Annotated in this window: 22 protein-coding genes and 2 tRNA genes; 16 read left to right on the top strand and 8 right to left on the bottom strand. The window is 71.1% G+C overall.

Annotation, left to right across the window (positions count from 1 at the left end):
• Nucleotides 1-605: 605 nt before the first annotated feature.
• From AFR_RS06595 to AFR_RS06580, 4 genes are all read right to left on the bottom strand, one after another.
• A tRNA-His gene (locus AFR_RS06595) sits at nucleotides 606-678 on the bottom strand.
• Nucleotides 679-797: 119 nt separating this feature from the next.
• Nucleotides 798-1388, bottom strand: coding sequence for an oligoribonuclease (gene orn / locus AFR_RS06590; RefSeq protein ID WP_023359122.1), 591 nt, complete (start codon nucleotides 1386-1388; stop codon nucleotides 798-800).
• A gap of 307 nt (nucleotides 1389-1695) precedes the next feature.
• Nucleotides 1696-6498 (bottom strand): hypothetical protein, encoded by a 4803-nt coding sequence (locus AFR_RS06585; RefSeq protein ID WP_148307884.1) that lies wholly within the window; start codon nucleotides 6496-6498, stop codon nucleotides 1696-1698.
• Complete coding sequence (locus AFR_RS06580; RefSeq protein ID WP_438829936.1) at nucleotides 6423-8129, bottom strand: copper resistance CopC/CopD family protein; 1707 nt, start codon at nucleotides 8127-8129, stop codon at nucleotides 6423-6425. The genes AFR_RS06585 and AFR_RS06580 overlap by 76 nt, the downstream gene beginning before the upstream one ends.
• A 136-nt stretch (nucleotides 8130-8265) precedes the next feature.
• On the opposite strand from AFR_RS06580, the gene AFR_RS06575 reads away from it, so the two are divergent.
• From AFR_RS06575 to AFR_RS06550, 6 genes are all read left to right on the top strand, one after another.
• Nucleotides 8266-8805, top strand: coding sequence for a sigma-70 family RNA polymerase sigma factor (locus AFR_RS06575; protein WP_023359119.1), 540 nt, complete (start codon nucleotides 8266-8268; stop codon nucleotides 8803-8805).
• Nucleotides 8806-8895: 90 nt separating this feature from the next.
• The gene (locus AFR_RS06570) at nucleotides 8896-9387 is read left to right on the top strand and encodes a MauE/DoxX family redox-associated membrane protein (protein WP_023359118.1); all 492 of its coding nucleotides are present in this window, start codon (nucleotides 8896-8898) and stop codon (nucleotides 9385-9387) included.
• Nucleotides 9384-10115 carry a DsbA family protein gene (locus AFR_RS06565; RefSeq protein WP_023359117.1) on the top strand — a complete coding sequence of 244 codons (732 nt, stop codon included), beginning with the start codon at nucleotides 9384-9386 and terminating at the stop codon, nucleotides 10113-10115. Before AFR_RS06570 ends, AFR_RS06565 begins: the two co-directional genes overlap by 4 nt.
• Nucleotides 10112-11095 (top strand): hypothetical protein, encoded by a 984-nt coding sequence (locus AFR_RS06560; RefSeq protein WP_023359116.1) that lies wholly within the window; start codon nucleotides 10112-10114, stop codon nucleotides 11093-11095. The genes AFR_RS06565 and AFR_RS06560 overlap by 4 nt, the downstream gene beginning before the upstream one ends.
• Nucleotides 11092-11562 carry a thioredoxin-dependent thiol peroxidase gene (gene bcp, locus AFR_RS06555; protein ID WP_023359115.1) on the top strand — a complete coding sequence of 157 codons (471 nt, stop codon included), beginning with the start codon at nucleotides 11092-11094 and terminating at the stop codon, nucleotides 11560-11562. Before AFR_RS06560 ends, bcp begins: the two co-directional genes overlap by 4 nt.
• 80 nt (nucleotides 11563-11642) lie before the next feature.
• Complete coding sequence (locus tag AFR_RS06550; RefSeq protein WP_084297920.1) at nucleotides 11643-13298, top strand: methyl-accepting chemotaxis protein; 1656 nt, start codon at nucleotides 11643-11645, stop codon at nucleotides 13296-13298.
• Between the two features lie 134 nt (nucleotides 13299-13432).
• On the opposite strand, the gene AFR_RS43390 is transcribed toward AFR_RS06550, so the two are convergent.
• Nucleotides 13433-13903: a hypothetical protein gene (locus tag AFR_RS43390; protein ID WP_023359113.1), complete on the bottom strand. Its 471-nt coding sequence runs from the start codon at nucleotides 13901-13903 to the stop codon at nucleotides 13433-13435.
• Nucleotides 13900-14274 (bottom strand): nuclear transport factor 2 family protein, encoded by a 375-nt coding sequence (locus AFR_RS06540; protein WP_023359112.1) that lies wholly within the window; start codon nucleotides 14272-14274, stop codon nucleotides 13900-13902. Before AFR_RS06540 ends, AFR_RS43390 begins: the two co-directional genes overlap by 4 nt.
• 70 nt (nucleotides 14275-14344) lie before the next feature.
• Here AFR_RS06540 and AFR_RS06535 point away from each other — a divergent pair, with 70 nt between their 5' ends.
• The 4 genes from AFR_RS06535 (at nucleotide 14345) to AFR_RS06520 (ending at nucleotide 16527) form a co-directional block, all read left to right on the top strand.
• Nucleotides 14345-14899 carry a PadR family transcriptional regulator gene (locus AFR_RS06535; protein ID WP_023359111.1) on the top strand — a complete coding sequence of 185 codons (555 nt, stop codon included), beginning with the start codon at nucleotides 14345-14347 and terminating at the stop codon, nucleotides 14897-14899.
• 32 nt (nucleotides 14900-14931) lie between these two features.
• The gene (locus AFR_RS47375) at nucleotides 14932-15822 is read left to right on the top strand and encodes an HNH endonuclease (RefSeq protein ID WP_023359110.1); all 891 of its coding nucleotides are present in this window, start codon (nucleotides 14932-14934) and stop codon (nucleotides 15820-15822) included.
• Between the two features lie 33 nt (nucleotides 15823-15855).
• Nucleotides 15856-15938, top strand: a tRNA-Leu gene (locus tag AFR_RS06525).
• A 70-nt stretch (nucleotides 15939-16008) separates the two neighbouring features.
• Entirely contained in the window at nucleotides 16009-16527 is a 519-nt protein-coding gene (locus tag AFR_RS06520) for a GNAT family N-acetyltransferase (RefSeq protein WP_023359109.1), read from the top strand.
• Nucleotides 16528-16534: 7 nt separating this feature from the next.
• Here the strand turns inward: AFR_RS06520 and AFR_RS06515 are convergent, their stop codons facing one another.
• Nucleotides 16535-17458: an expansin EXLX1 family cellulose-binding protein gene (locus tag AFR_RS06515; RefSeq protein WP_023359108.1), complete on the bottom strand. Its 924-nt coding sequence runs from the start codon at nucleotides 17456-17458 to the stop codon at nucleotides 16535-16537.
• Between the two features lie 43 nt (nucleotides 17459-17501).
• Nucleotides 17502-18305, bottom strand: a complete 804-nt coding sequence (locus AFR_RS06510; RefSeq protein ID WP_023359107.1) for an MOSC domain-containing protein — start codon at nucleotides 18303-18305, stop codon at nucleotides 17502-17504.
• Between the two features lie 115 nt (nucleotides 18306-18420).
• Between AFR_RS06510 and AFR_RS06505 the strand changes: the two genes are divergently transcribed.
• From AFR_RS06505 to hutH, 6 genes are read left to right on the top strand one after another with little or no spacing between them, the layout of a single operon-like run.
• The gene (locus AFR_RS06505) at nucleotides 18421-19269 is read left to right on the top strand and encodes a MurR/RpiR family transcriptional regulator (RefSeq protein WP_041840653.1); all 849 of its coding nucleotides are present in this window, start codon (nucleotides 18421-18423) and stop codon (nucleotides 19267-19269) included.
• Between the two features lie 27 nt (nucleotides 19270-19296).
• Nucleotides 19297-20928, top strand: coding sequence for a urocanate hydratase (hutU, locus tag AFR_RS06500; protein ID WP_041841842.1), 1632 nt, complete (start codon nucleotides 19297-19299; stop codon nucleotides 20926-20928).
• On the top strand, nucleotides 20925-22100 hold the full coding sequence (locus tag AFR_RS06495) for an allantoate amidohydrolase (RefSeq protein WP_023359104.1): 1176 nt from the start codon (nucleotides 20925-20927) through the stop codon (nucleotides 22098-22100). The genes hutU and AFR_RS06495 overlap by 4 nt, the downstream gene beginning before the upstream one ends.
• On the top strand, nucleotides 22097-23371 hold the full coding sequence (locus AFR_RS06490) for a formimidoylglutamate deiminase (protein ID WP_023359103.1): 1275 nt from the start codon (nucleotides 22097-22099) through the stop codon (nucleotides 23369-23371). Before AFR_RS06495 ends, AFR_RS06490 begins: the two co-directional genes overlap by 4 nt.
• Nucleotides 23368-24516, top strand: a complete 1149-nt coding sequence (gene hutI, locus AFR_RS06485; protein ID WP_023359102.1) for an imidazolonepropionase — start codon at nucleotides 23368-23370, stop codon at nucleotides 24514-24516. Before AFR_RS06490 ends, hutI begins: the two co-directional genes overlap by 4 nt.
• Nucleotides 24513-26048, top strand: coding sequence for a histidine ammonia-lyase (hutH, locus tag AFR_RS06480; protein WP_041840652.1), 1536 nt, complete (start codon nucleotides 24513-24515; stop codon nucleotides 26046-26048). The genes hutI and hutH overlap by 4 nt, the downstream gene beginning before the upstream one ends.
• Nucleotides 26049-26056 lie beyond the last annotated feature (8 nt).

The raw sequence follows: 26056 nt of genomic DNA, 5'->3' as shown, positions 1-26056 counted from the left end.
CAGCGCATTGTCAGCTGTTTAACACTTACTCCCACCGACTACCTCGCACTTCCTCGCACAGCACAACCGCCTTAGTATGGCACCCGCCGTTTGTGATAAAGGCTGAAGCTTGGGGTCGCTGATCGAAACCCAAGTTGATCTCTCAGGGGCAGCGGATCAGTGGGTCGGCCTGGCCGCCGAGCCAGCGACCACGCCTGTGTCGCGGCGAGCCGGGCCGGTCCTAGAGAGATGGGCGGCCCTTAGATCCCGCGCCCGCTGAGTGGCGCCGCAAAGTAGGTAGCGTCTTCGACCTCAAGCTCAGCCACCGCTCCACTGTCATAGGGCTTGCACGAGATTAGGCGCGAGAGATTTTTGCGCCCGTGAGGTTTGGCAGGACATCGCCGGCACCAAGTCCTATCAGCCGTAAGGAGTAAAGGTGCTTCTTGTTGCAGGTGCCTCGTCGCCAGCGCCTCTCCATGCCGACGACCCGCGTCGACAACTTCAGCGACCATCGACGGCCGTTCTGTTGGAGCTGCCGCTCCCAATCGGCTCCCAAAATTGGACACCTCAACAGCAGAACGCCTGACCGCTTCGCGGCCAGGCGTTCCAACCTGCGCTTACTTCAGGGTGACCGACGGGACTTGAACCCGCGACCCCCGGGACCACAACCCGGTGCTCTACCAGCTGAGCTACGACCACCATGCCGCTTTGCCGCGGAACGACCCCCGCGGCACGTGCCGGACAAGCATAGCCGCACCATCCGGCCTGACGTCGACCGGGTTACCGCGCGGCGCGCCTCACGTTTCGGTGGTGACGCCCTACAGCTCGGCGGCGATGGCGCGGGCCTGGTCGACGTCGGGGCCGGGCAGCGGGACGAAGACCGTCCGGCGGTAATACTCCAGCTCACGGATGCTCTCGCGGATGTCGGCAAGGGCGCGGTGGGCCAGGCCCTTCTGCGGCTGACCGAAATACACCCGCGGGTACCACCGGCGGGCCAGCTCCTTGATCGACGAGACGTCGATCATCCGGTAGTGCAGGAAGTCGTCCAGCTCGCGCATGTCCCGGGCCAGGAAACCCCGGTCGGTGGCAATCGAATTGCCACACAGCGGGGCGCTGCGGGGATTAGGGACAAACTCCTTGATGTACGCCAGGACGGCCGCCTCGGCCTCGGCCATGGTGACCGTGGAGCGCCGCACCTCCTCGGTGAGGCCCGACTTGGCGTGCATGTCGCGCACCACCTCGGGCATCGCGTCGAGGGACGCGTCGTCGGCGTGAATGACGAGGTCGACACCCTCGCCCAGAACATTGAGATCGGGATCGGTCACCAGTGCGGCCACCTCGATCAGGGCATCCTTGCCCAGGTCGAGACCCGTCATCTCACAGTCGATCCACACCAGAAGATCCGCCACGGGCTCAGCCTACGCGGAACATGCCGCGCGCGTCGCCGCGTCCCGGTACCCACCCGTCCGGGACGCAACACCCCCACCCTGCAGTTTCACCCCACATTGTCCGTATTGGGGATAGGACTACCCAGTTCGCCCCTCCACGGGCTAAACTGTGCTTAACGGACGAAGCCCCCCTTCGGTTACTCCGTTTCCCCCGGTAAAAGGGCCCTCCGCGTCGGCAGCGCGGAGGGCCCTTTCGGCTTTCCCACCAAAACCTCGAGGGCGGCCGCGACTCCTGGTGGAGAGTCGCGGCCGCCCGAATTTCCTGAACTCAGTCCTGCGGCGGCTGCTGCCGCCGGCCACCCTTCCGATCCGGCCGGGTCAACTTGATCGGCGGCTCCTGCGACGCAGGATCCGGCGCGGGCAACCCGGACGCGGTGGTGTTCTTCCGCCGCCGGCGTGCCGCGGAATCCCCGCCGAGCAGCTCCGCAACCTCCGCCTTGTACCCGGCCAGGCGCGACAGCGAGCTCTCGGCCTTCCGCTTCTTGTCCTCTTTCGCCGGAGCTTCAGGGTTGGTGGCGGTTGCGTCGCCGCTCTTGTCCGGCTCGGCCTTGGGCAGCCCGGCTGCGGCCTGCTGTCCGGTCTTCGGCGCCTCGGCCTGCTGCGCTGTCGTGGTCTGCGCCTCCGCGGTCTGCGCCGTCGTGGCCTGCGCCGTCGTGGCTTGCACCGTCGTGGCTTGCGCCTCTGCCTTCAGCGGTTCGGTCTTCGGCGATTCGACCTTTTGCGCTTCGGCTTTCTGCGTCTCGAGCCTCTGCGCCTCGGATCCGGCCTGCCCGGTTCTGGGCTGCTCGTTCCTGGCCTGCTGGGACTTGAGGTGCTCGTTCCTGGCCTGGTCGGACCTGAGCTGCTCGTTACCGGCCTGGCCGGACCTGAGCTGCTCGTTCCTGGCTTGCTCGGACTTGAGCTGCTCGGTCCTGGGCTGCTCGACTGCGGGGCGGAGGCCGGCGATCCGCTGCTCGGTGATTCGCTGGCCCGCGTCCGCCTGGGCTGCCGCGTTCGGAACGCCGGCCGAGTTGATCGGCCAAACCGGGTTGTTGCGCTGCGGGTCGGCGGCCGGGTCCGTGACCGGGCTCGCGCTGCGGACGCCGCCGCCCGTACCGTGAGCGGCCGGAACAGGCTCCCGATCCGGATCCGAGGGTCGCGACGGGCCGGGCACCGAAGGCCGCGGCTGGGCCGGGCTGTTCGGCGGCACCGGGACCGGGTCGGTCGGAGCGGGCCGCGTCGGGGTCGGCGCGGTGTTCTGCGCGGCCGGGGTCTGAACCCGCTTCTCCGCCGAACCGGGTGTCGAGCTTCCCCCGGTCGTCGGTCCCGATGCTGTCCCCTGCCCAGCCGTCGCGGCCTGGGCCGGGTTCGGCCCGGCGGGGTCGGTGCCCGCCGAGGTCGGTGTTTTCGACCCCGAGGAAGGGCCGGTCGGCCGCGCGGTCCCACCGTCGCCGGGCACGGACTGCGTGATGTGGTGCGAGGTGATCGGGCTGCTCTGACCGCCCGACCGCGCCGGACCGGTCGACTGCGCCGGAGCCGACGACCCGGGACGGTTCCCCGGGCTCGGGGCCGCCGTCGTGGACTCCCCCGCCGGGCTGTCACTGCCGGCCGGCGGCTTGGTCGAGGCCGCGGGCCGGGCCGGGGTGGTCGGAACCGGCCGGTTCGGGCTGGTCGGGTTCGGCTTCGGCACCGGCTTCTCGGCCGGGACAGCCGACGGCCGGCCCTTGGCGGCCGGGCTCGCTGCCTCCGGCTTGTCAGCGGCAGGGGTCTTGGCCACGCCGACCCGGCCGGAGTCCGCGCGGGTCAGCCCGCTGGCCGCCGCCCAGCCCGGGGTCGCCGACCCGCCGAAGAGCGCGTTCCGCGGGGTTGCACCGGCAGGCCGGGCAGCCTTCGCAGGCGCGGCAGTGCCGTCCCCACCGGACGTGGCGGCCTTCGACTTGGCGGCCTCGGATGCTTCGACAGCTTCCGCTGCGGACGCCCGGGCAGCCGCGGCGTTGGCAGCCGCCCTCGTAGCAGCGGCACCGGCTGCGGCGGCCCGAGCAGCCGCTTCCTCAGCTGCGCCGCGCGGCGTGATCGGCACGCCCTCCGCGGCACCCGCGGAAGCGATCAGCCAGCTCTCGGCCGCCACCTGAGGCGCGGCCTTCCCACCCTCACCGGCCTCGTCGGCGATCCGCGGCGCAGCCGAAACACCTTCACGAGCAACCTGAGGCGCGGCGGCCTTGGCTGCCGCCGACGCAGGACCGGCGATCCGAGAAGCGTTTCCTCCAGCCGCGCCGGCCTCTCTCGAAGCGGGCAACGTCAGGTCATCAGCCGACGCGGAATCGGTCCCCTTGGCGGCGGCCGACGAGATGCTCGGAGCGGCGGCCGGCTTGGTCACGTTCGGTGCGGAAACCTGCCCTGCAGCCTGGTCTGCCGAATTCGACCCCGTTGGCCCGGCCACCTCGGCCTTGGGCGGGGTAACTGCCTTGGACCCGGCGGGGACGCCCGAGACGACCGATCCCGGTGCGACCGACTGGCCTTCGCCGGCTTTCGCGGCAGAAGCGGCCGAGACGGCCGATCCCGGGACGGCCGACCGAGCGTCGCCAGCCTTCGCGGCAGCTGCCGCCGATTCCGACGCGGCTGACCCAGCTTCCACGGCGGACTTAGCGGAGACGGCCGAGTCCGACGCGGCTGACCGGGCCTCACCAGCCTTCACGGCGGGCACAGCCGAATCCGGCGCCGCCGAGCGGACTTCGCCGGCCCTAACGGCAGACACCGCCGAATCCGACGCGGCCGACGCCGCATCGCCGGCTTTCATGGCAGACGCGACCGGCTCCGCTGCTGCCGGCCGAGCCTCGCCGGCCTTCATGGCGGGCACAACCGAATCCGTCGCCGACCGGACCTCGCCAGCCGTCGCAGACGTGGAGGGGACAGTCGACCTGGAGTCGGTGTCGCCGGCGGGCTTGGGCGGGGCGGGGACGGGGGGCTTGGGCGGCGTGGGCACAGGGTGCTTGGGCGGAGCGGGGACAGGCGGCTTGGGTGCGGCCGGCCGGGATTCGTCGGCCGCCTTGGGGGCGGTCGGCGTCACCGATGAGGGCACGACCTTGCCGGCCGCGGAAGCGGACTCGGTCGAGGATGTTGTGTTTTCCTCGCCGGCCGGAGTCGCGGGCTGCAGGCGGGTGGCCACCGTGGCGATGGCGTTCGGCTCTTCCGGCTTGGTGGCGGCGGTGGTCTGGTCCGCGCGGCCGGTGGCTGCCGAAAGGTCCTGGCTTGCAGCGGCCTTGCCGGCGGCGGCTGCCGAAAGGTCCTGGTTTGCAGCGGCCTTGCCGGCGGCAGCTGCCGAAAGGTCGCGAGTCTGAGCGGCCTTGCCGGCGGCAGGGGAAGCGGCGCTGTCGGTTGCCGATTCCGTAAGACCGACGACCACAACGTCGTAGCCGGACGGCACCGAGGCGGCAGCCGTCGACTTGCGGGAGGCGTTGAGGGCTGCGGCGGCGCGGGCTTCGGTTTCGCGGGCGCGGGCTGCGGCGGTTTCCGCCACCCAGGCGCCCACCGCAGAGGCTTCGAAGATCGGCAGGTCCGTCGGCTGTGCCGCGTTACGGCGCCGGTTTGCGCGGTCCGGGGCGGCGGTCGAGCTGCGGCTGAACAGCGGGTCGGCAGGCGACGTGATCGGTGACGGGTCGGACACCGATCCAGGAGCCGGGCTGGTCGAGATGAGGTTGAGCGGCTCACCCGGAGCCGGCTTGGCCTGCGCGGGTGCCACCGAACCGGAAGCTGCAGAGCCGGAGGTCGCCGAGCCAGAGACCGCGGAGCCAGAGGTCACGGCACCGGGGGCCGGGGAACCTGAAGCCGCCGAATCAGGCGCCGCCGTAGAGGAAGCCGCCGTAGAGGAAGCCGCCGTGGAGGAAGCCGTTGCCACCGAACCCGCAGCCACCGGGGTCGGTGCTGCGGAAGCACCGGAGGCGGCCGAGGCGGTTGCCATGGCGGGTTCGGTGACCGAGGTCGCCGCTCCGGAGACCGGTGCTGCGGGCATCGGGATGGCCGAGCCGCGGCCCGACGACGGTGAGGACGACGAGGGCGGCCAGGTCAGCGCCGGTGGGCGGGACCGCGGCTGAGAGTCCGCCAGCGTCCGCGGACGGTGGGTGCCCGCGTGGCGGCCGCCGCCGGTACGGCTCAGGGGCAGCGGCGCGCCGATGGCCTGCATCAGGTCGGGGACCTGGCTGGGTTCGACGATGTAGACGACTTCGCGGCGGCGGGACGGCCAGCCGAGGACGATCATGCCGACCATGACCAGCAGGCTGCCGAGGATCAGCAGGGCCCAGGTGGCCTGGTTGAGCCAGCCGGGGAGGACGGCGGCCGTGCTCTCCAGGCGTACGCCGGGCTGGGCCGCCGGGTTCATGATGACCAGGCTGTACCGGGTGTCGCGCAGTTCGGCCGGGTTCCAGTCGAGGGTGCCCGCGCCCTTCTTCAGCCAGAAGCGCTGGCGGCCGGGAAGCTGCTCCGGGGCGATGGTGCCCGGACGGAGTTTGCTGGTCACCGGCAGTGCGCCCGTGCCGAGGTCGATCGACGAGACCCCGATCTGCGGGACGTCGGTCAGATATCTGCTGACGTCGGATGCCGGGGCGATGCCGATGAACGCCGGGGCGCCGCCGGACTGTGCGGTGAGGCGCATCCGGGTGTCGCCGAAGCGGACGAACGGAGCGTCGTTCTTCAGCAGGCCGTCGAAGTCGTCCACCACGACCGCGTAGCCCGATGTGGCGACGCGCTGCATGTCGCCGGTGAAGGCGCCGCCCGGGTCCCGGTGCTGCATGGCGGCCCAGAAAGCGCCTCCTGCCAGCAGTGTCGGTAGTCCGACGGTCAGCAACAGCATGCCGAGGATCGTGCGGAACACCCGCATCTGATCTCCCCCTTCTCGGTGGTACTGCGCAGACCATACAGACCGAAATAACACCAAAATGGATAAACGGTTACTTAGGCCCCGAGAGGTATGACAATAGCCCGGTCCGCGGGTGCGGGCCGGGCCATCGGGAGAACGCGGAATTACGAGATCTTGGCCGTCATCGTCAACGTGGACTGGTCGATGTCGCTCGTGCGTACGGTGAACTTGAAGGTCCACTCGCCCGCCATCGGCAGGGCGATGTCCCCGACGGCGTGGAAGTCGGTGATCCGCAGCAGCGGCACCTCGATCGGCTCGATGTTCTTCGCGGGCAGTGCCGCGGTCGCCGTCCACTCCACGACGGGCAACGGCTTGTTGTCCAGGGTGTACGCGTACAGGTGGATCGAGTTGTTGCCCACGGTGGCCGGGAAGATGTCCGCCTGCAACGACACCGAGTCGTCGGCGACCGTCTGCGAGATCGTCGTGGAGGTGCTCGCGCTCTCGGCCGCGGACGCCGTCCGGGGCGGCGGGATCTGCACGAGCGCCGCCGTCACACCCAGCACGACCGCGGTGACGGCCAGCTCGGCCATCACGATGCGGCGCAGGCGCCCGGGGCCGTTCTCGGCCGTCCGGCTGCGCACCAGGTTGCGGGAGACCGCCGCCATCGCGATGACCACGGCGGCCAGCCCGATCTTGACGAGGATGAGGCGGCCGTAGGTGCTCGCGTACAGGCCCTTGAACGACGCGACCTCGATCAACGCCTGGACGGAACCGGCGATGATCAGCGCGGCCACCGCGGTTGCCGCCCAGCGGGACCAGATCGGCAGGATCGCGCCCAGCTCACGCTCGTTGGCCTGGCGCAGCAGGAAGGCGACGAGCATGACGAGGCCGCCCAGCCACACCGCCATGGCGGCCAGGTGGATGGCGTCGACGACCACGGAGACGCCGGCCACCGGTGAGGCGGTCGGGTGCCCGGTCAGCGGCCAGGTGGCCAGGGCGGCCACACCGAGGACGCCGAGCAGCGCCAGGTCGGCTTTCGACTCGCCACCGTCGCCGCGCAGCAGCGGCCGCAGCAGGAAGGCGGCGGCGATGATCACGCCGAGCCGCACGAGCATGACCGCGCCGAACGTGCTGCCGAGCACATCCTGCAGGTCGGCCCCGCTGACACCGAAAAGACCCGACCCCGTCGTGTACGGGGCCTGCAGCCACAACGCGAGCACCGTGCTGCCGAGCACCAGCCCGACACCGGTCCAGACGAGCCGCGCCGGGCCGGTGCGGGACAGCCGGTGCGGCCACAGCAGGGCCAGCACCAGCACCGGGCCGACGAGGAGCACAAGTCCGGCGTACCCGAGGTATTTGCCGACCGGGATGAGTGCGCGGACGACCGGATCGACCGACTCGGCGCCCGCGGACTCGGTCGGCGGGGTCGACGCGGCGCCGACGGAGTAGGTCAGGCTGCCCGCGACGGGGTGGCTGTCGGCGGAGACGACGCGGTAGCTGACCAGATAGGTGCCGCGGCCGCCGCCGGACCGCAGCGGGATGACGACCGTGCTGCCGGTGGCCTGGGGCTCGCCCTGGTCCGCGCGGCTGCCGTCCGGCGCGAGCACCTGGATCTTGCCGGAGATGAGCTGGACCGACTCGCTGAAGGACAACGTGATCTTGTTGGGGGCGTCCGGGACGATCGTGTCGCTCGCCGGGTCGCTGCCGACCAGAGCCGCGTGCGCGCTGGCCGGTGCGGCCGGGCCGAGCAGCACCAGGAACAGCCCGATGAGCAGCCCCAATGCGGCGGCCGGGCCCCGTGCGCGGCGCCCGCGGGCGGGCCGCACGGATCGGTCGGTGGCACCCCGGAGATCAACGGTCATGCAGGTAATGCTCCCCGATGGCGTCGATGGGCCCGCAACGTGGTCGCGCGCGGGGCAGAAACGTGAGGACCTGTGATTGTCGCCCGCACGGTGACGATAGTTCCCGGACCCTCTGACATTTCCGGCCCGCGTACCATCTCCGGTTGTGATTGCGGCGGATCCCCTCACCTCGCTCGCCCTCCGGGCGCGTGCCGGCGACGCCGGTGCGCAGGCCGCCTTCGTGCGCGGCACCCAGGCCGAGGTGTGGCGGTTCACCGCCGCCCTGGTCGATCCCGGCGCGGCCGACGATCTCACGCAGGAAACCTATCTGCGCGCGTTCAAGGCGCTGCCCGGTTTTGAGGGCCGCGCCCAGGTGCGCACCTGGCTGCTCGGCATCGCCCGGCGCACGTGCGCCGATCACCTGCGGGCGGTCGTCCGGCGGCGGCGCCTCGACGCCCGGCTGGCCGCCCAGGCGTGGACCGACATCCCGCAACAGGGTGACCCCGCTCACCGTCTCAGCGCAGCGGACCTGCTCAGCCGCCTCGGCGAGGAGCGCAGAACCGCATTCGTTCTCACCCAGGTGCTCGGCCTGTCGTACGCGGAGGCCGCCGAGGTCGAGAATGTTCCGGTGGGCACGATCCGCTCCCGGGTGGCCCGGGCCCGCGAAGAGCTCGTCACCGCGGTCGCCGCGGCCCAGGCGAGCTGATCTTCAGGACCTTGGACCCGTCACACAGCCAATCCCCAGGCGGTATGACGGAACCTGGCGGCGGCATCCGCCGACTAAGGGGGCGTGAGCATGGAGACGGGGCAGTCTGCCCACACGACGGCCGTCTGGCCCTGGATCTCGACAGTGGCCCGTCTGGGCCTGGCTGCCGTGTGGCTGGTCGCGGGCGGTCTGAAGGTCGGTGACCTGGCCGAGTCCGGGCGCGCGGTCAACGCGTACGAAATCTTTCCGTACGACGTTGCCAAGGTCATCGGGGCGGCCCAGCCGTTCCTGGAGATCGCACTCGGCCTGCTGCTGCTGGTGGGTCTGGCGGTGCGCCTCAGCGCCGCCATCTCGGCCGGCCTGTTGCTGATCTTCATCGCGGGCATCACCTACGCCTGGGTGCAGGGCCTGCAGATCGACTGCGGCTGCTTCAGTTCCGGCGGGGCGCTGGGTGCCGGGGAGAGCCCGGAATACACCCTCGACATCGTCCGTGACGTCGGCTTCCTCCTGCTCGCCGGGATCCTGCTGTGGAAACCGCGGACCCGGTTCTCGATCGATGGTGTCCTGATGGGGGAAGAGTGAGCGCGAAGAACAACCGGGACAGGGCCAAGGCCAAACGGGTCGTCCAGGAGCAACTGGCCAAGGAGCGCCGCCGCCGGATCACCCTCTGGACCAGCCTCGGCGTCGTCGGCGTGCTGATCATCGCCGGGCTGATCGGCTGGAGCGTCGCCGCCGGGCAGGAGAGCGACAAGACCGCCAACCTGACGACGCCGAGCGTCGCGGTGGACGACGGCACGGCCTTCGCGGTCGGCACCGGCCCCGTGAAGATCGACATCTACGAGGACTTCATGTGCCCGATCTGCGGGCAGTTCGAGTCCTCGGTCGCGACGACGGTCGACCAGCTCGTCGCCGACAAGAAGGTGACCGTGCAGTACCACCCGATCGCGATCCTGGACCGGGCCTCCAGCACCGAATACTCCACCCGGTCCGCCGGCGCCTCGGCCGCGGCGGCCCAGGGCGGCAAGTTCGCCGAATATCACAAGGTGCTCTTCGCCAATCAGCCCGAGGAGGGCTCGGCCGGGCTCGACAACGCCAAGCTGATCGAGCTGGGCAAGTCGGTCGGCCTGAGCGACGCCGCGTTCTCCGACGCCGTCGACAAGGGCACCTACCGGGCCTGGGCGACCAAGGCCACCGACACCGCGGCGTCCCGGGGCGTGAGCAGCACCCCGACCGTCCTGGTCGGCGGCAAGGCCCTCGAGGACCGGACGCCGCAAGGGCTGACCGCAGCCGTGGAGGCGGCCGGCGCGTGAGGCGTGTCGCCCTGTTCGTCGCCGTGCTGGCCGGTGCGTTGCTCGCACCGGCCGGCCCGGCGTTCGCGCACGGCGGCGAGGCGCCCGACGCGACGGCGTACAGCATCGAGGTCACCGGGATCACACCCGCCGAGCCCGGGCTGACCGTCCGCACGGTCGAGGCCGGTGCCCGGCTCGAGCTGGTCAACCGGACCGGCAGGACGGTCGAGGTGCTCGGCTACGACGGCGAGCCCTACCTCGAGGTGCGTCCCGACGGCACCTTCGAGAACGTCAACTCCCCGTCGACGTACAGAAACCAGACCCTCGACGGTGAGACGCCGGTGCCGGCGACCGCCTCATCGGCCGCGGCCCCGCAGTGGCGCCGCGTCTCCACCGAGCCGTCCGTGCGCTGGCACGACCAGCGCACCCGCTGGCTCGGCGACGACCTCCCGCCGCAGGCCGAGGCCGACCCGTCACGCAGTCACCTGCTGCGCGACTGGGTCGTCCCGCTGCGCGAGGGCGTCACGACCTACGAGGTCCGCGGCACCCTGACCTGGGAACCCCCGCCCCTCGCCTGGCTCTGGTGGGTCGGCGCGCTCGCGCTCGGTGCGGTCCTGACGGCCCTCGGCCTGCGCCGCCCCCGCTGGATCGGCCCGGCCGCGCTCCTCGCCGGCACGATCACCTTCGCGTACGCCGTGACGCGCGCGAGTGTCGGCGTCAGCGGGCAGGCACCGGCGTACGTGGCGGCGGTCCTCGCCGTGGCCGCGGGTGTGCTCACCTGGCTGCGACGCGCACCGTTCCTGCTGGCCCTGGCCGGGGCGGTGCTGGCGGTCTTCGGCGGCTTCGCGGACGTGGGTGTCTTCGGTCAGGCGGTCGTCTCGTTCCCCGGCCCGTCCTGGCTCGCCCGGGTCGCCGTGCTGATCGCCGTCGGCGCCGGAGTGGGCATGGCGGCGACGGGTGTGCTGCGCCTGCGGGCCACCCCGATATCTTCGGACGCATGACTGAGCGCCTCACGCCGGGTGACCCGGCTCCCGAGTTCACCCTGCCCACCGACAACGGCGACACCCTGACCCTCGAGGACCTCCGCGGCCGCAAGGTCATCCTGTACGTGTACCCGGCCGCGATGACGCCCGGCTGCACGACCCAGGCGTGCGACTTCCGCGACTCGCTCGGCTCGCTGCAGGCGGCCGGCTTCGAGGTCGTCGGCATCTCCCCGGACGTCCCGGCCAAGCTGGCCAAGTTCCGCGAACGCGACGCGATCACCTTCCCGCTGGTCAGTGACCAGGACAAGAGCGTGCTGACCGCGTACGGCGCGTTCGGTGAGAAGCAGCTCTACGGCAAGACGGTGACCGGCGTGATCCGCTCGACGTTTGTCATCGACGAGAACGGCACGATCGAGAAGGCCCTCTACAACGTCAAGGCCACGGGCCACGTCGCCAAGCTGCGACGAGATCTCGGTATCGACTGACTTTTCCGACAAATTTCGCGGATCCTGGGGGGCGGTGCCGAATAGAGCGGTAACCACTGTCCCTCCCCCGGAGACCGCCGATGCCGACACCCGCCCAGACGCCTAGCCGCTCCCGCAAGGCGCCCTCCTCCAGCGAGAAGGGCCCACGCGGTGGCGCGCTGCGTAACCTGCGTGTGTCGCAGAAGCTGTTCGCCTCGTTCGGCGTCCTCAGCGTCCTGGTCATCACCATGGGCGTGACCGGTGGCATCGAGCTCAACAGTGCGAACAACCGCCTCGAGGACATGTACCAGAACAACCTGCAGTCGATCGCCCGGCTCGGTGAGGTCCGCGCGGACGTTCAGCAGGCCACCTCGCTCTCGGCCAAGCTCATCCTGCGGTCACCGCTCGCCGACGTCAGCAACGTGCAGATGGCGATCAAGCGGCTCGACGCCGACATCGACAGCACGTGGACCGCGTACACGAAGAGCCCGGCGGCCGGCACCCAGACCGACCGGGCCGCCTTCGCCGCGGGCCTGGCCGAGTACCGCAAGGTCCGCGACCAGCAGCTCGTCCCGGCGGCGCAGGCCAACAGCCTCAGCACCTACCTCGGCGTGCAGAACAACTTCATCGACCCGCTCACCAGCAAGATCACGGTGGCGCTGAACAACCTCGCCGGCATCGAGGACAAGGCCGCCCAGCAGCAGATGGCCGACGCCCGCAGCAACGCCACGATGGCGCGGATCCTCACCATCGCCCTGATGGGCGCCGCCCTGGCCTTCGCCGTTGTCATCGCCATCGCGGTCAGCCGGGCCATCGCCCGCCCGCTCGGCGAAACCGTCAAGGTCCTCGAAGCGCTCGCCGAGGGCCGCCTCGACCAGCGCCTCAAGGTCCGCGGCCGCGACGAGGTGGGCCGCATGGCCGAGGCGCTGAACACCGCGCTCGACCGGCTCACCGCCGCACTGCGCGACATCGGCACCAACGTCACGACGCTCGCCTCCTCGTCGGAGGACCTGACCGCCGTCGCCGGCCGGATGAACTCGTCCGCCGCCCGCTCGGCCAGCCGCGCCCACGCGGTCTCCACCGCCTCCGACGAGATCAGCACCAACATCGCCACGGTCTCCGCCGGCGCCGACGAGATCGGCAGCTCCATCACCGAGATCGCCCGCAGCACCTCCAGCGCCGCCGACGTGGCCGGCCAGGCCGTCCGCATCTCCGGCGAGGCCGGCGCGATCCTGCAGAAACTCGGCGAATCCTCGGCCGAGATCGTCTCCGTCGTCAAGATCATTACTGGTATCGCCGAACAGACGAACCTGCTCGCCCTCAACGCCACCATCGAGGCCGCCCGGGCGGGCGACGCCGGCAAGGGCTTCGCGGTCGTCGCCGGCGAGGTCAAGGAACTCGCCCAGGAAACCGCCCGCGCCACCGAGGACATCCGCACCCGCGTCGGCGCCATCCAGACCGACTCGTCGGCTGCGGTCGCCGCGATCGCCGAGATCGGCGCGGTCATCGACCAGATCAACGCCACCCAGACCGCGATCGCGGCGGCGGTCGAGGAACAGACGGCCACCACCAACGAGATGGGCCGCAACGTCGGCGAGGTCGCCGCCGGCTCCCACGAGATCTCCTCGAACGTGGCCGAGGTCGCCGAAGCCGCCGCCGAGACAACCAGCGCGGCGGCCAACACCGCCGCGGCCGCCGACGAGCTTGCCCGCGTCGCCCACGAGCTTCAGCAGAGTCTGGCGATGTTCCGCTACTGATCCCTGAAGGGGACCGCCGACCCACGGCGGCCGTCATGCGGCTTGATCCGCGAGGCGGCCGCCGTGCCGTGCGCGGCCCGCAAGACGGCCGGGCACGGTCTCCAAGACGGCCGCGCACGGTCTTCAGGACGGCGTTATCCGGTCGGGGCTCTGAGGTCGTCTCGGTCGAGGAGTTCGGTGAGGAAGTGGCGGTGGCGCGGGGCCAGCCGGTCCCAGACCCCGCGGGCCCGGTCCCGGTCGATGCGGACCAGCATCGACTGGGTGACCTGCCCCGGCTCGGCCCGGATCACCAGCCGGGCGGTGAGGCCGATCGCCGCACGGACACCCAGCACCACCGCGTCCGCGCCGCTCTGCCGGATCCGCCAGCCGAGCACCTGCCCGCTGCTGAACGGCATCGCGAGCCGGATCCCCAGGCCCGTCCAGACGGCCCGCATCTGGAGACGCTTGATCGGTGGCGCGCCTTCGAGGATCAGCCGGGACCACTCCAGCGGGCTGCGGATCGCAGGCGTCTCGAAACGGAACGCTTCCGCGTAGTGGATCGGGTCGAGGCCGGCGAGCGCCAGGACCGCGTCCGGGACGTCGGCCGTGCGGACCGTCACCGTCATCGGCTCGCGGCGAGTTTGGCCTTCATCGCCTCGGCCAGGGCCATCGCACCGTTCAGCGGGCGGACCATCACCGTGAACTCGTCGATCGAGCCGTCGTCACCGCGGTGCACGAAGTCGCAGCCTTCGAGCTGCCGCTCGCCGATGCGCGCCCGGAAGACCAGCGCGTGGTCGGCGGCGTCGTCGGCCCCGATCTCCCGCACGTAGTGAAAGTCCTCAAAAACCTCGAACACCGCACGCAGGACGGTCCCTACGGCCTGCCTGCCCTCGTACGGAGTGAAGGCGATCGGTGAGTTGAAGACGACCCGATCGCTGAGGAGCGCGATGGCGGCCTCGATGTCCCGTGCTTCGACGGCGGCGCGAAACGGATGCACGGCGACTCCCTATACTCAACAAATTGATTAGGTGCGGATGACGCTAACCCCGGGATCGGAGACTGTCCAGATGTCACTGCGCCATGCCGTCCTGGCCGCCCTGCTCGAAGGCGAGGCCTCGGGATACGAACTGGCCAAACGCTTCGACGTCTCCGTGGCCGAGTTCTGGTCGGCCACCCCGCAGCAGCTCTACCGCGACCTCGACCGCCTCGAAACCGACGGCCTCGTCGACGCCCGCGTCGTCGAGCAGCACCGCCGCCCCAACAAACGCGTCTTCTCCCTGACCGAGGCCGGCCTCGCCGAACTCCACACCTCCACCACCGAACCCGCCCGGCCCCCGGCGATCCGCGACGAACTCATGGTCAAGATGCAGGCCCTCGACACCGGCGACCAGCAAACCCTGCGCGCAACCGTCGCCGCCCGCCTGACCCGGTCAACCGCCAAACTCGCCCGGTACGACCGCATGCGCGACAAGTTGCTGAACGGGCGCGACGAGGACACCTACCTCCGCGACAGCAACCGCATCGGCCCCTACCTGACCCTGATGGCCGGCCGCATGTACGAGCAGGCGTACATCACCTGGGCCGAGCGCACACTGGCCATTCTGGACGCGCGACAGCACTGAGAACTGTCGGACCGCGTCGCTAGGTTCCCGCGGTGGCCTACGTCAGATACACCCGCGAAATCCTCAGCGAAGCCGTCGCCGCCTCCACCTCCATGGCCGGAGTCCTGCGCCACCTCGGTCTGCGGCTGAACGGCGGCGCCCACGCCCATCTGCGCCGCCGCATCGACCAGCTCGGCATCGACACCTCGCACTTCGAGGGGACGCCGCCGGTCCGCCGCTATCGCAGCTCGAAGCGACGCGAGCACACCGAAGTGCTGGTGGTCCGGCCGGTCGACGCCAAGCGCGAGAAGCCGACGGTCCTGCGCCGCGCCTTGACGGATCTGGGCCGGGCCTACCGATGCGCCGCATGCGGTGTCGGTGACAGCTGGAACGGGCGTCCGCTGACCCTGCACATTGATCACATCGATGGTCAGTTCTGGGACTGCCGGCCGGACAACGTTCAGTTCCTCTGCCCGAACTGCCACAGCCAGACCGCGACATATGCCGGGCGTAACCGGCAGCGCTCGCCCGGCATCTCCTTCGATGCCGACCGGCCGCACATCGCACTGAGCGAGCAGGAGAAGATCGAGGTACTGACACTGGTCGGCAAGGGTGAGGTGACCACCTCGGACGCGGCCCGGCTGATCGGCTGCAGCGTCGGCCACATCTATCAGCTGAAGCGTCGTCTGGCCGTTCGCGGTTCACTGACCTTTGCAGCTCGCCGCCCACTCTCGCAGTCCGAGCGCGATGCGGTCCTGGCTTTTGCGCTGGAGAATCCGACGCTGGGCGACCGAAAGCTGGCTCACGCCCTCCGATTGCGGGAGGACGATCCGATCGACCTGTCCCCGTCGTCCGTCCGGGCCGTCCTCACGGCGGCCGGGCTGGGCACGATAGAGACTCGGGTGACGGCGGCCGAGCGGCTGGAATCGCACGGCCCGGTCTAGAATGCTGGCAGCGATTTGCTGGTGGCAAATCGGGCGGAAGTGGCGAAATGGCAGACGCGCAAGCCTTAGGAGCTTGTGTCCGAGAGGGCGTGCGGGTTCGAGTCCCGCCTTCCGCACCCTGTGGTCTCGCGCACCCTGAGGAACGCACGCCGCGTCCGGGCCGGCGACGGGCGCGAGGATGGCGGCATGACTTTGTCGTTCGTGCTTGATCCGCCGTTGACCGATCGGCTGCGGGCGGAGATCGTCGAGCTGTGGACCGAGGTCACCAACGCCGGTGGGGCCGTCGGTTTTGTCGCCCCGGTCACCGCCGACCAGGTACGCCCCGTCGCGCAAGCGGCCTTTACCGGTGTCGCGGACGGCGTCGACCACCTGCTCATCGGGCTCGACGACGGCCGCCTGGTCTCGTTGCTTTTTGTGGCGGACAACCGGTTCGAGCTCAAGGCGCACTGGCGTGTCCTCAAGCGCGTCATGGTCGTGCCGGGTAGCCAGGGCCGGGGGTACGGCGCCGCGCTGATGCGGGAGGCCACCGTCGTGGGCCGCAAGCTGGGCCTGGCCGGTCTGCAGGTCACCCTGCGGGACGGGCACGGGCTGGACAACTTCTACCGCAGTGTCGGCTACCGGGAGGTCGGCCGGATCCCGGGCGCACTGCGTGTCGGCCCGGGTGACGACCGCGATGAGGTCCTGATGTGGCTCGACCTGCGCTAGGACGCCGTCAGCCGCAGGACTTCTTCGCCACCGGGGCAGCCGCGGCGAGCGCAACCTCCTCGGTCGATTCGAGGACGGGAGCCTCGGACGACAGCGACACCGAGGGGGACGGCGCTGGTGAGGGTGACGCCGACGCCGATACGGACGCCGAGGGGGAAGGCTTTTTCTTCTTCTTGGCGGGAGCCGGCTTCTCGGCCTGACTGGTCGTGCCGGCCGAGAAGCGTACGGAAGTGGTCTGCCGGGTCTGGGGTTTGAGTTTGATGTTCTTGGCCGTGACGGTCCTGCCGTAGATGTCGGTCATCTTGACCTGGAAGGGGCCCTGGCCGGCGGATCCGTCGAGGATCCAGACGTTGTAGTCCTCGAGGTGGGCGGACTTGAAGCTGCCGCCCGGGCCCTTGGCCTGCACCGATTTGATGGGGTTCGAGTGGTTGTCGATGGTGACCGCCCAGTAGTACTGGGAGGTGCCTTCGACGAAGGTGATGCTGAGCGGGCCCGGGGTGGGGGCGTTCGGGACGGCTTTGTAGGTGATCGGGATGATGCCGTCGATCTCCTTGCCGATCTTCTTGAACGCGGTACGGCTCAGGTCGAGGTGGCCGGCGGCGCATTCGGGGCAGGAGTCGAAGACCTTGACGCGGACCTTGCCTTTGGGGCCGGTGACGTCGAGGTAGGAGCCGCAGGCGCGCGCCCCGGAGTATTCGGTTTTGCCGAGGGCGACGTAGAGGTCGTCGGCCGGTGGTTTGGTGGAGCAGTTGCCCTGGGTGCCGGCCAGGTCGTAGAACGTCGCCTTGCCTGTGTGCTTGGCGCTGCTCGGTGGGGCCGCGCAGGCGGAGCCACCGTTCTGGAGCAGCAGCGCGGCGCCGATGATTCCGGCGAGCAGCACGGCGCCGCCCGTGGCGAGCCAGCGGGGGGCGAGGAGGCGATGTGCGGTCACGCTGACGCATCCTTCGCGGGTGCGTGGCGCCTGGGCAACTCTCCTAAGGCAGAGCTAAGGAAGACTCCCCCGCGCGGATGATTCCTGTCTCACCTGGAGTGATGTCGGGGATGAGGTTGATGCCGAAGAGGAGTCCGTCGGTGTATCGGCGGTGGCGGCCGAGGGCGCGCAGGGGTTGCCGGCCGGTTTCGCCCGTGTCCTGATCGATGGTGGTCACGACGCAGCGACTGCAGGATTTGGCGGCGCGGAAGGTCACGTCGCCGAGTTGGAGGCGGCCGCCGAGCCAGTTGTCCTCGGCCCAGGGCCGGGTGCCGCTGATGACGACGTTGGGGCGGAAGCGGGTCATGGGTACGGGTTCGTCGCCGGCTTCGAGGAGCCAGTCGTTGAGGGCGTCGAGGGACGCGGTGGTGGTGAGCAGCAGCGGGTATCCGTCGGCGAAGCTGACGCGGTCGCTGGGCCGGGCGTGGGTCTCGATGGGCCGGACGCCGGTGTCGGCGAGCCAGGCGAGCCGGGCCGGGCGGGCGAGGAACGTGCTGATGAAGTCGGTGGCCGCCGGTGCGATCCGGGCGGTCAGCGGGGGTTTTGAGCTGAAGACGCGGATTGTCGCTTTGGGGCCGTCGACCGGTTCGTCGACGCGGAAGCCGTTGAGGTCCAGCCCGCCGGCGTAGGGGACGGGCCGCAGCCCGGTCAGGATCGGGGCCTGGCGCTGGGTGATGCCGTTCCCGTCCTGGTCGACGATCATCCAGCGGCGGTCACCGGCGAGACCCCACGGCTCCACCAGCGCTGCGTCGTGGTCGAGGCGGTGACCGCCTTTGACCGGGTACGTGTGCAGCGAGCTGATCCGCATCACCCCAGCCTAGGCGCCTGATCACGCACCCGCCGTCCGGCGAGGACGCCGACGGATTCGTCACCATGCGGTGCAGCACTAGCGCAGTGAAAGTTTTCATGCATAGTCTGCTCGAGTGAATGACGGAGCTGTCAGGACGGCCGAGCGGGTGCTGGATCTGTTCCAGGGTGCCCGGCTGACGCCGACTCAGCGGCGGATCGCGCACAGCCTGGTCCAGCACGCCTCGTCGGCGGCGTTCCTGTCCGCGGCCGAGGTGGCCGAGCTCGCCGGGGTGAGTCAGCCCTCGGTGACCCGGTTTGCGATGGCGCTGGGTTATGCGGGTTATCCGGCGCTGCGCCGGGAGCTGCGCGCGCTGGTCGACGTCGGTCCGGCTCCCGCGGACAGTGGTGACAACGCCATGCAGCGGGCTCTGCGGGCCGAGACGCAGCATCTCGAGCGGATGGCCGACCAGCTGGGCAGCCTCGACGCGGTGCGGGAGGCCGCCGGGTTGCTGGCCGCGAGCCGTCCGCTGCCGGTGCTGGGGTTGCGCGCCGCCGGGCCGCTGGCCGGCTATTTCGGGTACTTCGCCGCCAAGGTGCATCCTGATGTGCGGGTGCTCGACGGCGGCGGGACGATGCTGCTCGACCGGGTCGATCAGGCCCGCGCGGCCGGTGCGACTGCGATGCTGGCCATCGTGCTGCCGCGCTATCCGCGGGAGACGCTGGACGTGATCCGTGAGGCCGGCGCCGCCGGGCTGCGGGTCGTGGCGCTCACCGATTCGGCGGTCAGCCCGGTCGCCGGTCACGCCGACGTGGTGCTGCCCGCACCGGTCGGCACCCAGCTGGTGTTCGACCTGCACACCGGGCCGATGGCGATGGCGATGGTGTTGCTGCAGGCGATGTGTGACGCGGCGCCGGAGCAGGCCCAGCGTCGCCTGGAGGAGTTCGAGGCGTACGCCTCCCGCCGCCACCTGTTCGAGGCGTGAAGGAGCAGAAGCGTGAAGGAGCCGTCGATGTCAGTCCGATCACCGCGGGGCACCACCCGTACCGCGAAGGGGTGGCCGCAGGAGGCCGCCAAGCGGATGTTGATGAACAACCTGGACCCCGACGTGGCCGAGCGCCCTGACGACCTGGTCGTCTACGGCGGGACGGGCCGCGCGGCCCGGGACTGGCCGTCGTTCCACGCGATCGTGCGGGAGCTGGACGTGCTCGCCGACGACGAGACGCTGCTGGTGCAGTCGGGCCGCCCGGTGGGTGTGTTCCGGACGCACGAGTGGGCGCCGCGGGTGCTGCTGGCGAACTCGAACCTGGTCGGCGACTGGGCCACGTGGCCGGAGTTCCGCCGCCTGGAGAAGCTCGGCCTGACGATGTACGGCCAGATGACCGCCGGCTCGTGGATCTACATCGGCACCCAGGGCATCCTCCAGGGCACGTACGAGACGTTCGCGGCCGTGGCGGCCAAGCGGTTCGGTGGTGATCTGGCCGGCACGCTGACCCTGACCGCGGGCTGCGGGGGCATGGGTGGCGCCCAGCCGCTCGCGGTGACCATGAACGGTGGCGCCTGCCTGGTCGTCGACATCGACGAGTCGCGGCTGCGGCGCCGGGTGAAGGACCGGTACCTCGACACGGTCGCGGCGGATCTCGACGACGCGATCGCGCAGGCCGAGGCGGCCAAACGGGACCGCGCGGCGACGAGCATCGGGGTGGTGGGCAACGCCGCCGAGGTCTTCCCCGAGCTGCTGCGCCGGGGTGTGGCGATCGACATCGTCACCGACCAGACCAGTGCGCACGACCCGCTGAGCTACATCCCGGCCGGGGTCGAGCTCGCGGACGCCGCCGATTACGCCGCGGCGAAGCCGGAGGAGTTCACCGACCGGGCGCGGGAGTCCATGGCCCGGCACGTCGAGGCGATGGTCGGCTTCCTGGACGCGGGTGCGGAGGTGTTCGACTACGGCAACTCGATCCGCGGTGAAGCGCAGCTGGGCGGGTACGAGCGGGCGTTCGCGTTCCCCGGGTTCGTGCCGGCGTACATCCGGCCGCTGTTCGCCGAGGGCAAGGGGCCGTTCCGGTGGGCGGCGCTGTCCGGGGACCCGGCTGACATCGCCGCGACCGACCGCGCCGTGCTGGATCTCTTCCCGGAGAACGAACCGCTGGCCCGGTGGATCAAGCTGGCCGGCGAGCGGGTGGCCTTCCAGGGCCTGCCGGCGCGGATCTGCTGGCTCGGGTACGGCGAACGCGACAAGGCCGGGGTGCGCTTCAACGACATGGTCGCCCGGGGTGAGGTGTCGGCCCCGCTGGTCATCGGTCGTGACCACCTCGACGCCGGTTCGGTGGCCTCGCCGTACAGGGAGACCGAGGCCATGCTGGACGGCTCGGACGCGATCGCGGACTGGCCCCTGCTCAACGCGATGATCAACACCGCGAGCGGCGCGAGCTGGGTGTCGATCCATCACGGCGGCGGTGTCGGCATCGGCCGCTCGATCCACGCCGGTCAGGTGTGTGTCGCCGACGGCACCGCGCTCGCCGGGCAGAAGATCGAGCGGGTGCTCACCAACGACCCCGGCATGGGCGTCATCCGGCACGTCGACGCGGGTTACGAGTCCGCGGCGGCAGCCGGCGTGCACATCCCGATGGCCGGTCAGTGACCGCGGCGTTCGCGCGGCTCTGGGCCGAGATCGCGCCCATCGGCCGTGACCGCAAGGGCGGTTACCTCCGGTACGCCCTCACCGACCCGGAGCTGACCCTGCGCGACTGGTTCCGTAACCAGGCGGATCGCCGGGACATGACCGTCACCGACGACGGCAACGGCAACCTGTTCGCCTGGTGGGGTGCACAGTGGGGCCGCGGCACCGTGCTGACCGGCTCGCACTTCGACTCGGTCCCGCACGGTGGTGGTTACGACGGCCCGCTCGGCATCGTCAGCGCGTTCCTGGCCGTGGACCGGTTGCGGGAGCAGGGGTTCACGCCGGGGCGGCCGATCGGTGTGGCCGCGTTCGTCGACGAGGAGGGTGGCCGGTTCGGGCTGCCCTGTCTCGGCTCGCGGCTGCTGTCCGGAGTGATCGATCCCGGCAAGGCGGCGGCGCTGTGCGACCGCGACGGTGTGACGTTCGGTGAGGCGCTGGGCAGCCGGCCGGCGGGTGCACTGCCGTCTTTGTCGGCGCGGGTGAGTGCTGTCGTCGAGCTGCACATCGAGCAGGGTCGGGTGCTGGACGTACCGGTCGGGGTGGCCAGCGCGATCTGGCCGCACGGCCGCTGGCGGCTGGACTTCACCGGGCACGGCGACCACGCGGGCACCACGCGGATGGCGGACCGGCACGACCCGATGCTGACCTTCGCGTCGACCGTGCTGGCCGCCAACGAGGAGGCGTGGCTGGCCGGCGCGCACGCGACGATCGCCCGGGTGACGGTCGAGCCGAACGCCACCAACGCGATCCCGTCGCTGGTCCGCGGCTGGCTCGACGCCCGCGCGGCGGACACCCCGACCATGGAACGGCTGGTCGAGGCGGTCGTCAAGCGCGCGGTCGAGCGGGCCGGCCAGGACGGTACGCAGGTGGTCGTCGAGCCGGAGTCGGTCTCCCCCGAGGTCGCCTTCGACACGTCCCTGGCCGCACGCCTCTCGGCTCTGCTGGGCGACGCACCGATCCTGCCGACCGGTGCCGGCCACGACGCGGGGGTGCTGTCGGCGCACGTACCGACCGCGATGCTCTTCGTCCGTAACCCGACGGGCGTCTCCCACTCCCCCGCCGAGTACGCGTCCGACGAGGACTGCACGGCCGGTGTCGAGGCGCTGGCCACGGTGCTGCGGGAGCTGACGTGACGTACTTCGCCGAGTACGCGTGGGTCGACGGCGCCGTCGCGCGCGACGTGCGGATCGAGGTCGCTGGTGGCCGGTTCACGGCCGTCACGCCGAACGCGCCGGCGGCGGGCACACGCCTGTCAGGCCTGGTCGTGCCCGGGTTAGTAAACGCTCACTCCCATGCGTTCCATCGCGCGCTGCGGGGGCGTACCCACGGTGATCGGGGCAGTTTCTGGACCTGGCGCGAGCTCATGTACTCCGTCGCCGCGCGTCTCGACCCGGACAGCTATTTCGAGCTCGCCCGGGCGGTCTACGGCGAGATGGCGCTGGCCGGGATCACCTGCGTGGGCGAGTTCCACTACCTGCACCACACCGCCGACGGCACGCCCTACGCCGACCCGAACGCCATGGGCCAGGCGCTGATCGCCGCGGCGCACGAGGCCGGCATCCGGATCACGCTGCTGGACACGCTCTACCTGACGTCCAGTGTGGACGGTAAGCCGCTCGAGGGTGTCCAGCGCCGCTTCGGCGACCGTGATCTGGACGCGTGGGAGGACCGGACCGCGGCCCTCCGGCCGGCGGATCACGCCCTGCTCGGCGCGGCGATCCATTCGGTACGCGCAGTGCCGGCGCGCCACCTCTCGGGCCTGGCCGGGCGGACGCCGCTGCACGTCCACCTGTCGGAGCAGCGCGCCGAGAACGAGCAGTGCCGCGCCGTCCACGGGTGCACACCCACCGAGTTGCTGCAGCAGCACGGCATCCTCGGCCCGGGTACGACCGCCGTGCACGCGACGCATCTGAGCGACGGCGACATCAAGGCGCTCGGCGGCAGCGGCACAGGTGTCTGCCTGTGTCCGACCACCGAACGCGATCTGGCCGACGGCATCGGACCGGGCCGGGCCCTCGCCGACGCGGGTGTGCCACTGAGCCTCGGCAGCGACAGCCAGGCCGTGATCGATCTGTTCGAGGAGGCCCGCGGCGTCGAGCTGGACGAGCGTCTTGCGAGTGAGCGGCGGGGTCACTTCACCCCGGCCGAGCTGCTCACGGCGGCGACCGCCCACGGCTCGCTGGGCTGGGACGACGCCGGTCGCATCACCCCGGGCCATCGCGCCGACCTGGTCGCGGTCTCGCTGGAGAGCGTGCGCACGGCCGGGGTCGAGCCGTCGGGTGCGGTCTACGCGGCCACGGCCGCCGACGTCATCCACGTGATCGCGGACGGCCGCCTGATCGTCGACGGCGGGCGCCACACGGGCTTCGACGTGGCCGCCGCCCTGCGGAAGGCCCTGTCATGAGCCTGCTGATCACGAACATCGGCGAGCTGGTCACCAACGACCCGGAGCTGGGCGTCCTGTCCGACGCGGCCGTGGTGGCCGACGGCGATCGCGTCGCCTGGGTCGGGCCCGCGGCCGCGGCACCGGCGGCCGACGAACGCCTCGACGCCCGTGGCGCCGCGGTGATTCCGGGCTTTGTGGACAGTCACGCGCATCTGGTCTTCGCGGGCGACCGGGCGGGTGAGTTCGCCGCGCGGATGAACGGCGAGCCGTACACCGGCGGTGGCATCCGCACGACCGTCGCCGCCACACGGGCGGCCACCGACGACGAGCTGCTGGCTTCGGCGCAGCGCCTCGTGCGGGAGATGCGGCGGCAGGGCACCACGACCGTCGAGATCAAGAGCGGCTACGGGCTGTCCGTCGAGGACGAGGTCCGCAGCCTGCGGGTCGCCCGGCAGCTCACCGCGGAGACCACCTTCCTCGGCGCCCACGTCGTCCCGGCCGAGTACACCGACGACCCCGACGGGTACGTGCGGCTGGTCTCCGGGCCGATGCTCGAGGCCGTCACGCCGTACGCAAGATGGGTTGATGTCTTCTGTGACCGCGGAGCCTTCGACGGTGACCAGGCCCGGACGATCCTGACCGCGGGCGCCCAGGCCGGGCTGCAGCTGCGGGTGCACGCGAACCAGCTGGTGGCGGGGCCGGGGGTGCAACTGGCCGTCGAGCTCGGCGCCGCGAGCGCGGACCACTGCACGCACCTGAGCGACGCGGACGTGGCCGCCCTGGCCGGCTCGGACACGGTGGCGACGCTGCTGCCCGGCGCGGAGTTCTCGACCCGCTCGCCCTATCCCGACGCCCGCCGGCTGCTCGACGCCGGTGTGACCGTGGCGCTGGCGACCGACTGCAATCCGGGCTCGTCCTACACGTCGTCGATGGCGTTCTGCCTGGCCCTCGCCGTGCGCGAGATGCGGATGACGCCCGCCGAGGCCCTGTGGGCGGCGACCGCGGGTGGCGCCCGGGCGCTGCGGCGCGACGACGTCGGTGTCGTGCGTCCCGGCGCGCGGGCCGACCTCGTGGTCCTCGACGCACCGTCCTACCTGCACCTGGCCTACCGGCCCGGTGTTCCCCTGATCACCACGACTCTGCACGACGGAGTGCCCCTATGAGCGTTTTTGTGGAACCCACCGGCATCACTCCCGCCGACGTCGTCGCCGTCGCCCGGCACGACGCGCGGGTCGAGCTCACCGAGGCCGCGTACGCGGTGATGGCCCGCAGCCGCGGCATCGTCGACACGATCGAGGCCTCCGGCCGGCCCGTCTACGGCGTCTCGACCGGCTTCGGCGCGCTGGCCAACACGTCGATCGCACCGGAGCGCCGCGCCGAGCTGCAGCACGCGCTGATCCGTTCGCACGCGGCGGGCATCGGCGCACCGATGCCCCGCGAGGTCGTCCGCGCGATGATGCTGCTGCGGGTGCGGTCGCTCGCGATGGGCCTGTCCGGGGTCCGGCCGGTGCTCGCGCAGGGGCTGGTCGACCTGCTGAACAACAACATCACGCCGTGGGTGCCGGAGCACGGCTCGCTGGGCGCCTCGGGTGACCTCGCGCCGCTGGCGCACTGCGCACTGGTGCTGCTCGGTGAGGGCTGGGTGCTCGGCAAGGACGGCGCCCGGATGTCCGCCGCCGACGCCCTGCACAGCGCCCGGCTCGAGCCGCTCGAGCTGGCCGCCAAGGAGGGCCTGGCGCTGATCAACGGCACCGACGGCATGCTCGCCATGCTGCTGCTGGCGATCGAGGACGCCGGTCACCTGTTCGCGATGGCCGACGTGACCGCCGCGCTGGCGATCGAGGCGATGCTCGGCTCGGAGCGGCCGTTCCTGCCCGAGCTGCACTCGATCCGCCCGCACCCGGGTCAGGCCGACTCGGCGGCGAACATCCACCGGCTGCTGCAGGACTCGGCCATCATGGACTCGCACCGCGACGACCTCGCGCACGCCGTGCAGGACGCGTACTCGATGCGCTGCGCGCCGCAGGTCGCCGGCGCGGCCCGCGACACGCTGGAGTTCGTCCGGACCACCGCCGCGCGGGAGCTGCGCTCGGTCGTCGACAACCCCGTCGTGCTGGCCGACGGCCGGGTCGAGTCGACCGGCAACTTCCACGGGGCGCCGCTCGGTTTTGCCGCGGACTTCCTGGCCATCGCCGCTGCCGAGGTCGGTGCGATCGCCGAGCGCCGCGTCGACCGGCTGCTCGACGTCACCCGCAACCGCGAACTGCCACCGTTCCTCGCGCCGGACGCCGGGGTCAACTCCGGCCTGATGATCGCGCAGTACACCGCCGCGGGCATCGTCGCGGAGAACCGCCGGCTGGCCAACCCGGCGTCGGTCGACTCCCTGCCGACCAGCGGCATGCAGGAGGACCACGTGTCGATGGGCTGGGCCGGGGCGAAAAAACTGCGGACGGTCCTCGACAACCTGACCAGCCTGCTCGCCGTCGAACTGCTCGCCGGGGTCCGGGGCATCCAGCTGCGCGCACCCCTGACGCCCTCACCCGCCGGACGTGAGGCGGTCGCCGCGGTGGGTGGTTTTGCGGGTGAGCCCGGACCGGACGTGTTCCTGGCCCCGGTGCTCGAACAGGCCCGGGAGGTGGTCGCCGGCCGCGGGCTGCGCGGCGCGATCGAGTCCTCCGTGGGGCTACTGCGTTAGGTGAAGTT

The organism is Amorphoplanes friuliensis DSM 7358, from assembly GCF_000494755.1.
Taxonomy (GTDB): domain Bacteria; phylum Actinomycetota; class Actinomycetes; order Mycobacteriales; family Micromonosporaceae; genus Actinoplanes; species Actinoplanes friuliensis.
This window is presented reverse-complemented; position numbering and strand designations above follow the sequence as displayed.

Coding starts and splice junctions, on each gene's coding strand:
- hutI (WP_023359102.1), top strand. CDS start 23,368: ATGAGCCTGCTGATCACGAACATCGGCGAGCTGGTCACCAACGACCCG.
- AFR_RS06570 (WP_023359118.1), top strand. CDS start 8,896: ATGGAGACGGGGCAGTCTGCCCACACGACGGCCGTCTGGCCCTGGATC.
- hutU (WP_041841842.1), top strand. CDS start 19,297: ATGTCAGTCCGATCACCGCGGGGCACCACCCGTACCGCGAAGGGGTGG.
- AFR_RS06550 (WP_084297920.1), top strand. CDS start 11,643: ATGCCGACACCCGCCCAGACGCCTAGCCGCTCCCGCAAGGCGCCCTCC.
- hutH (WP_041840652.1), top strand. CDS start 24,513: ATGAGCGTTTTTGTGGAACCCACCGGCATCACTCCCGCCGACGTCGTC.
- AFR_RS06510 (WP_023359107.1), bottom strand. CDS start 18,305: ATGCGGATCAGCTCGCTGCACACGTACCCGGTCAAAGGCGGTCACCGC.
- bcp (WP_023359115.1), top strand. CDS start 11,092: ATGACTGAGCGCCTCACGCCGGGTGACCCGGCTCCCGAGTTCACCCTG.
- AFR_RS43390 (WP_023359113.1), bottom strand. CDS start 13,903: ATGACGGTGACGGTCCGCACGGCCGACGTCCCGGACGCGGTCCTGGCG.
- AFR_RS06520 (WP_023359109.1), top strand. CDS start 16,009: ATGACTTTGTCGTTCGTGCTTGATCCGCCGTTGACCGATCGGCTGCGG.
- AFR_RS06535 (WP_023359111.1), top strand. CDS start 14,345: ATGTCACTGCGCCATGCCGTCCTGGCCGCCCTGCTCGAAGGCGAGGCC.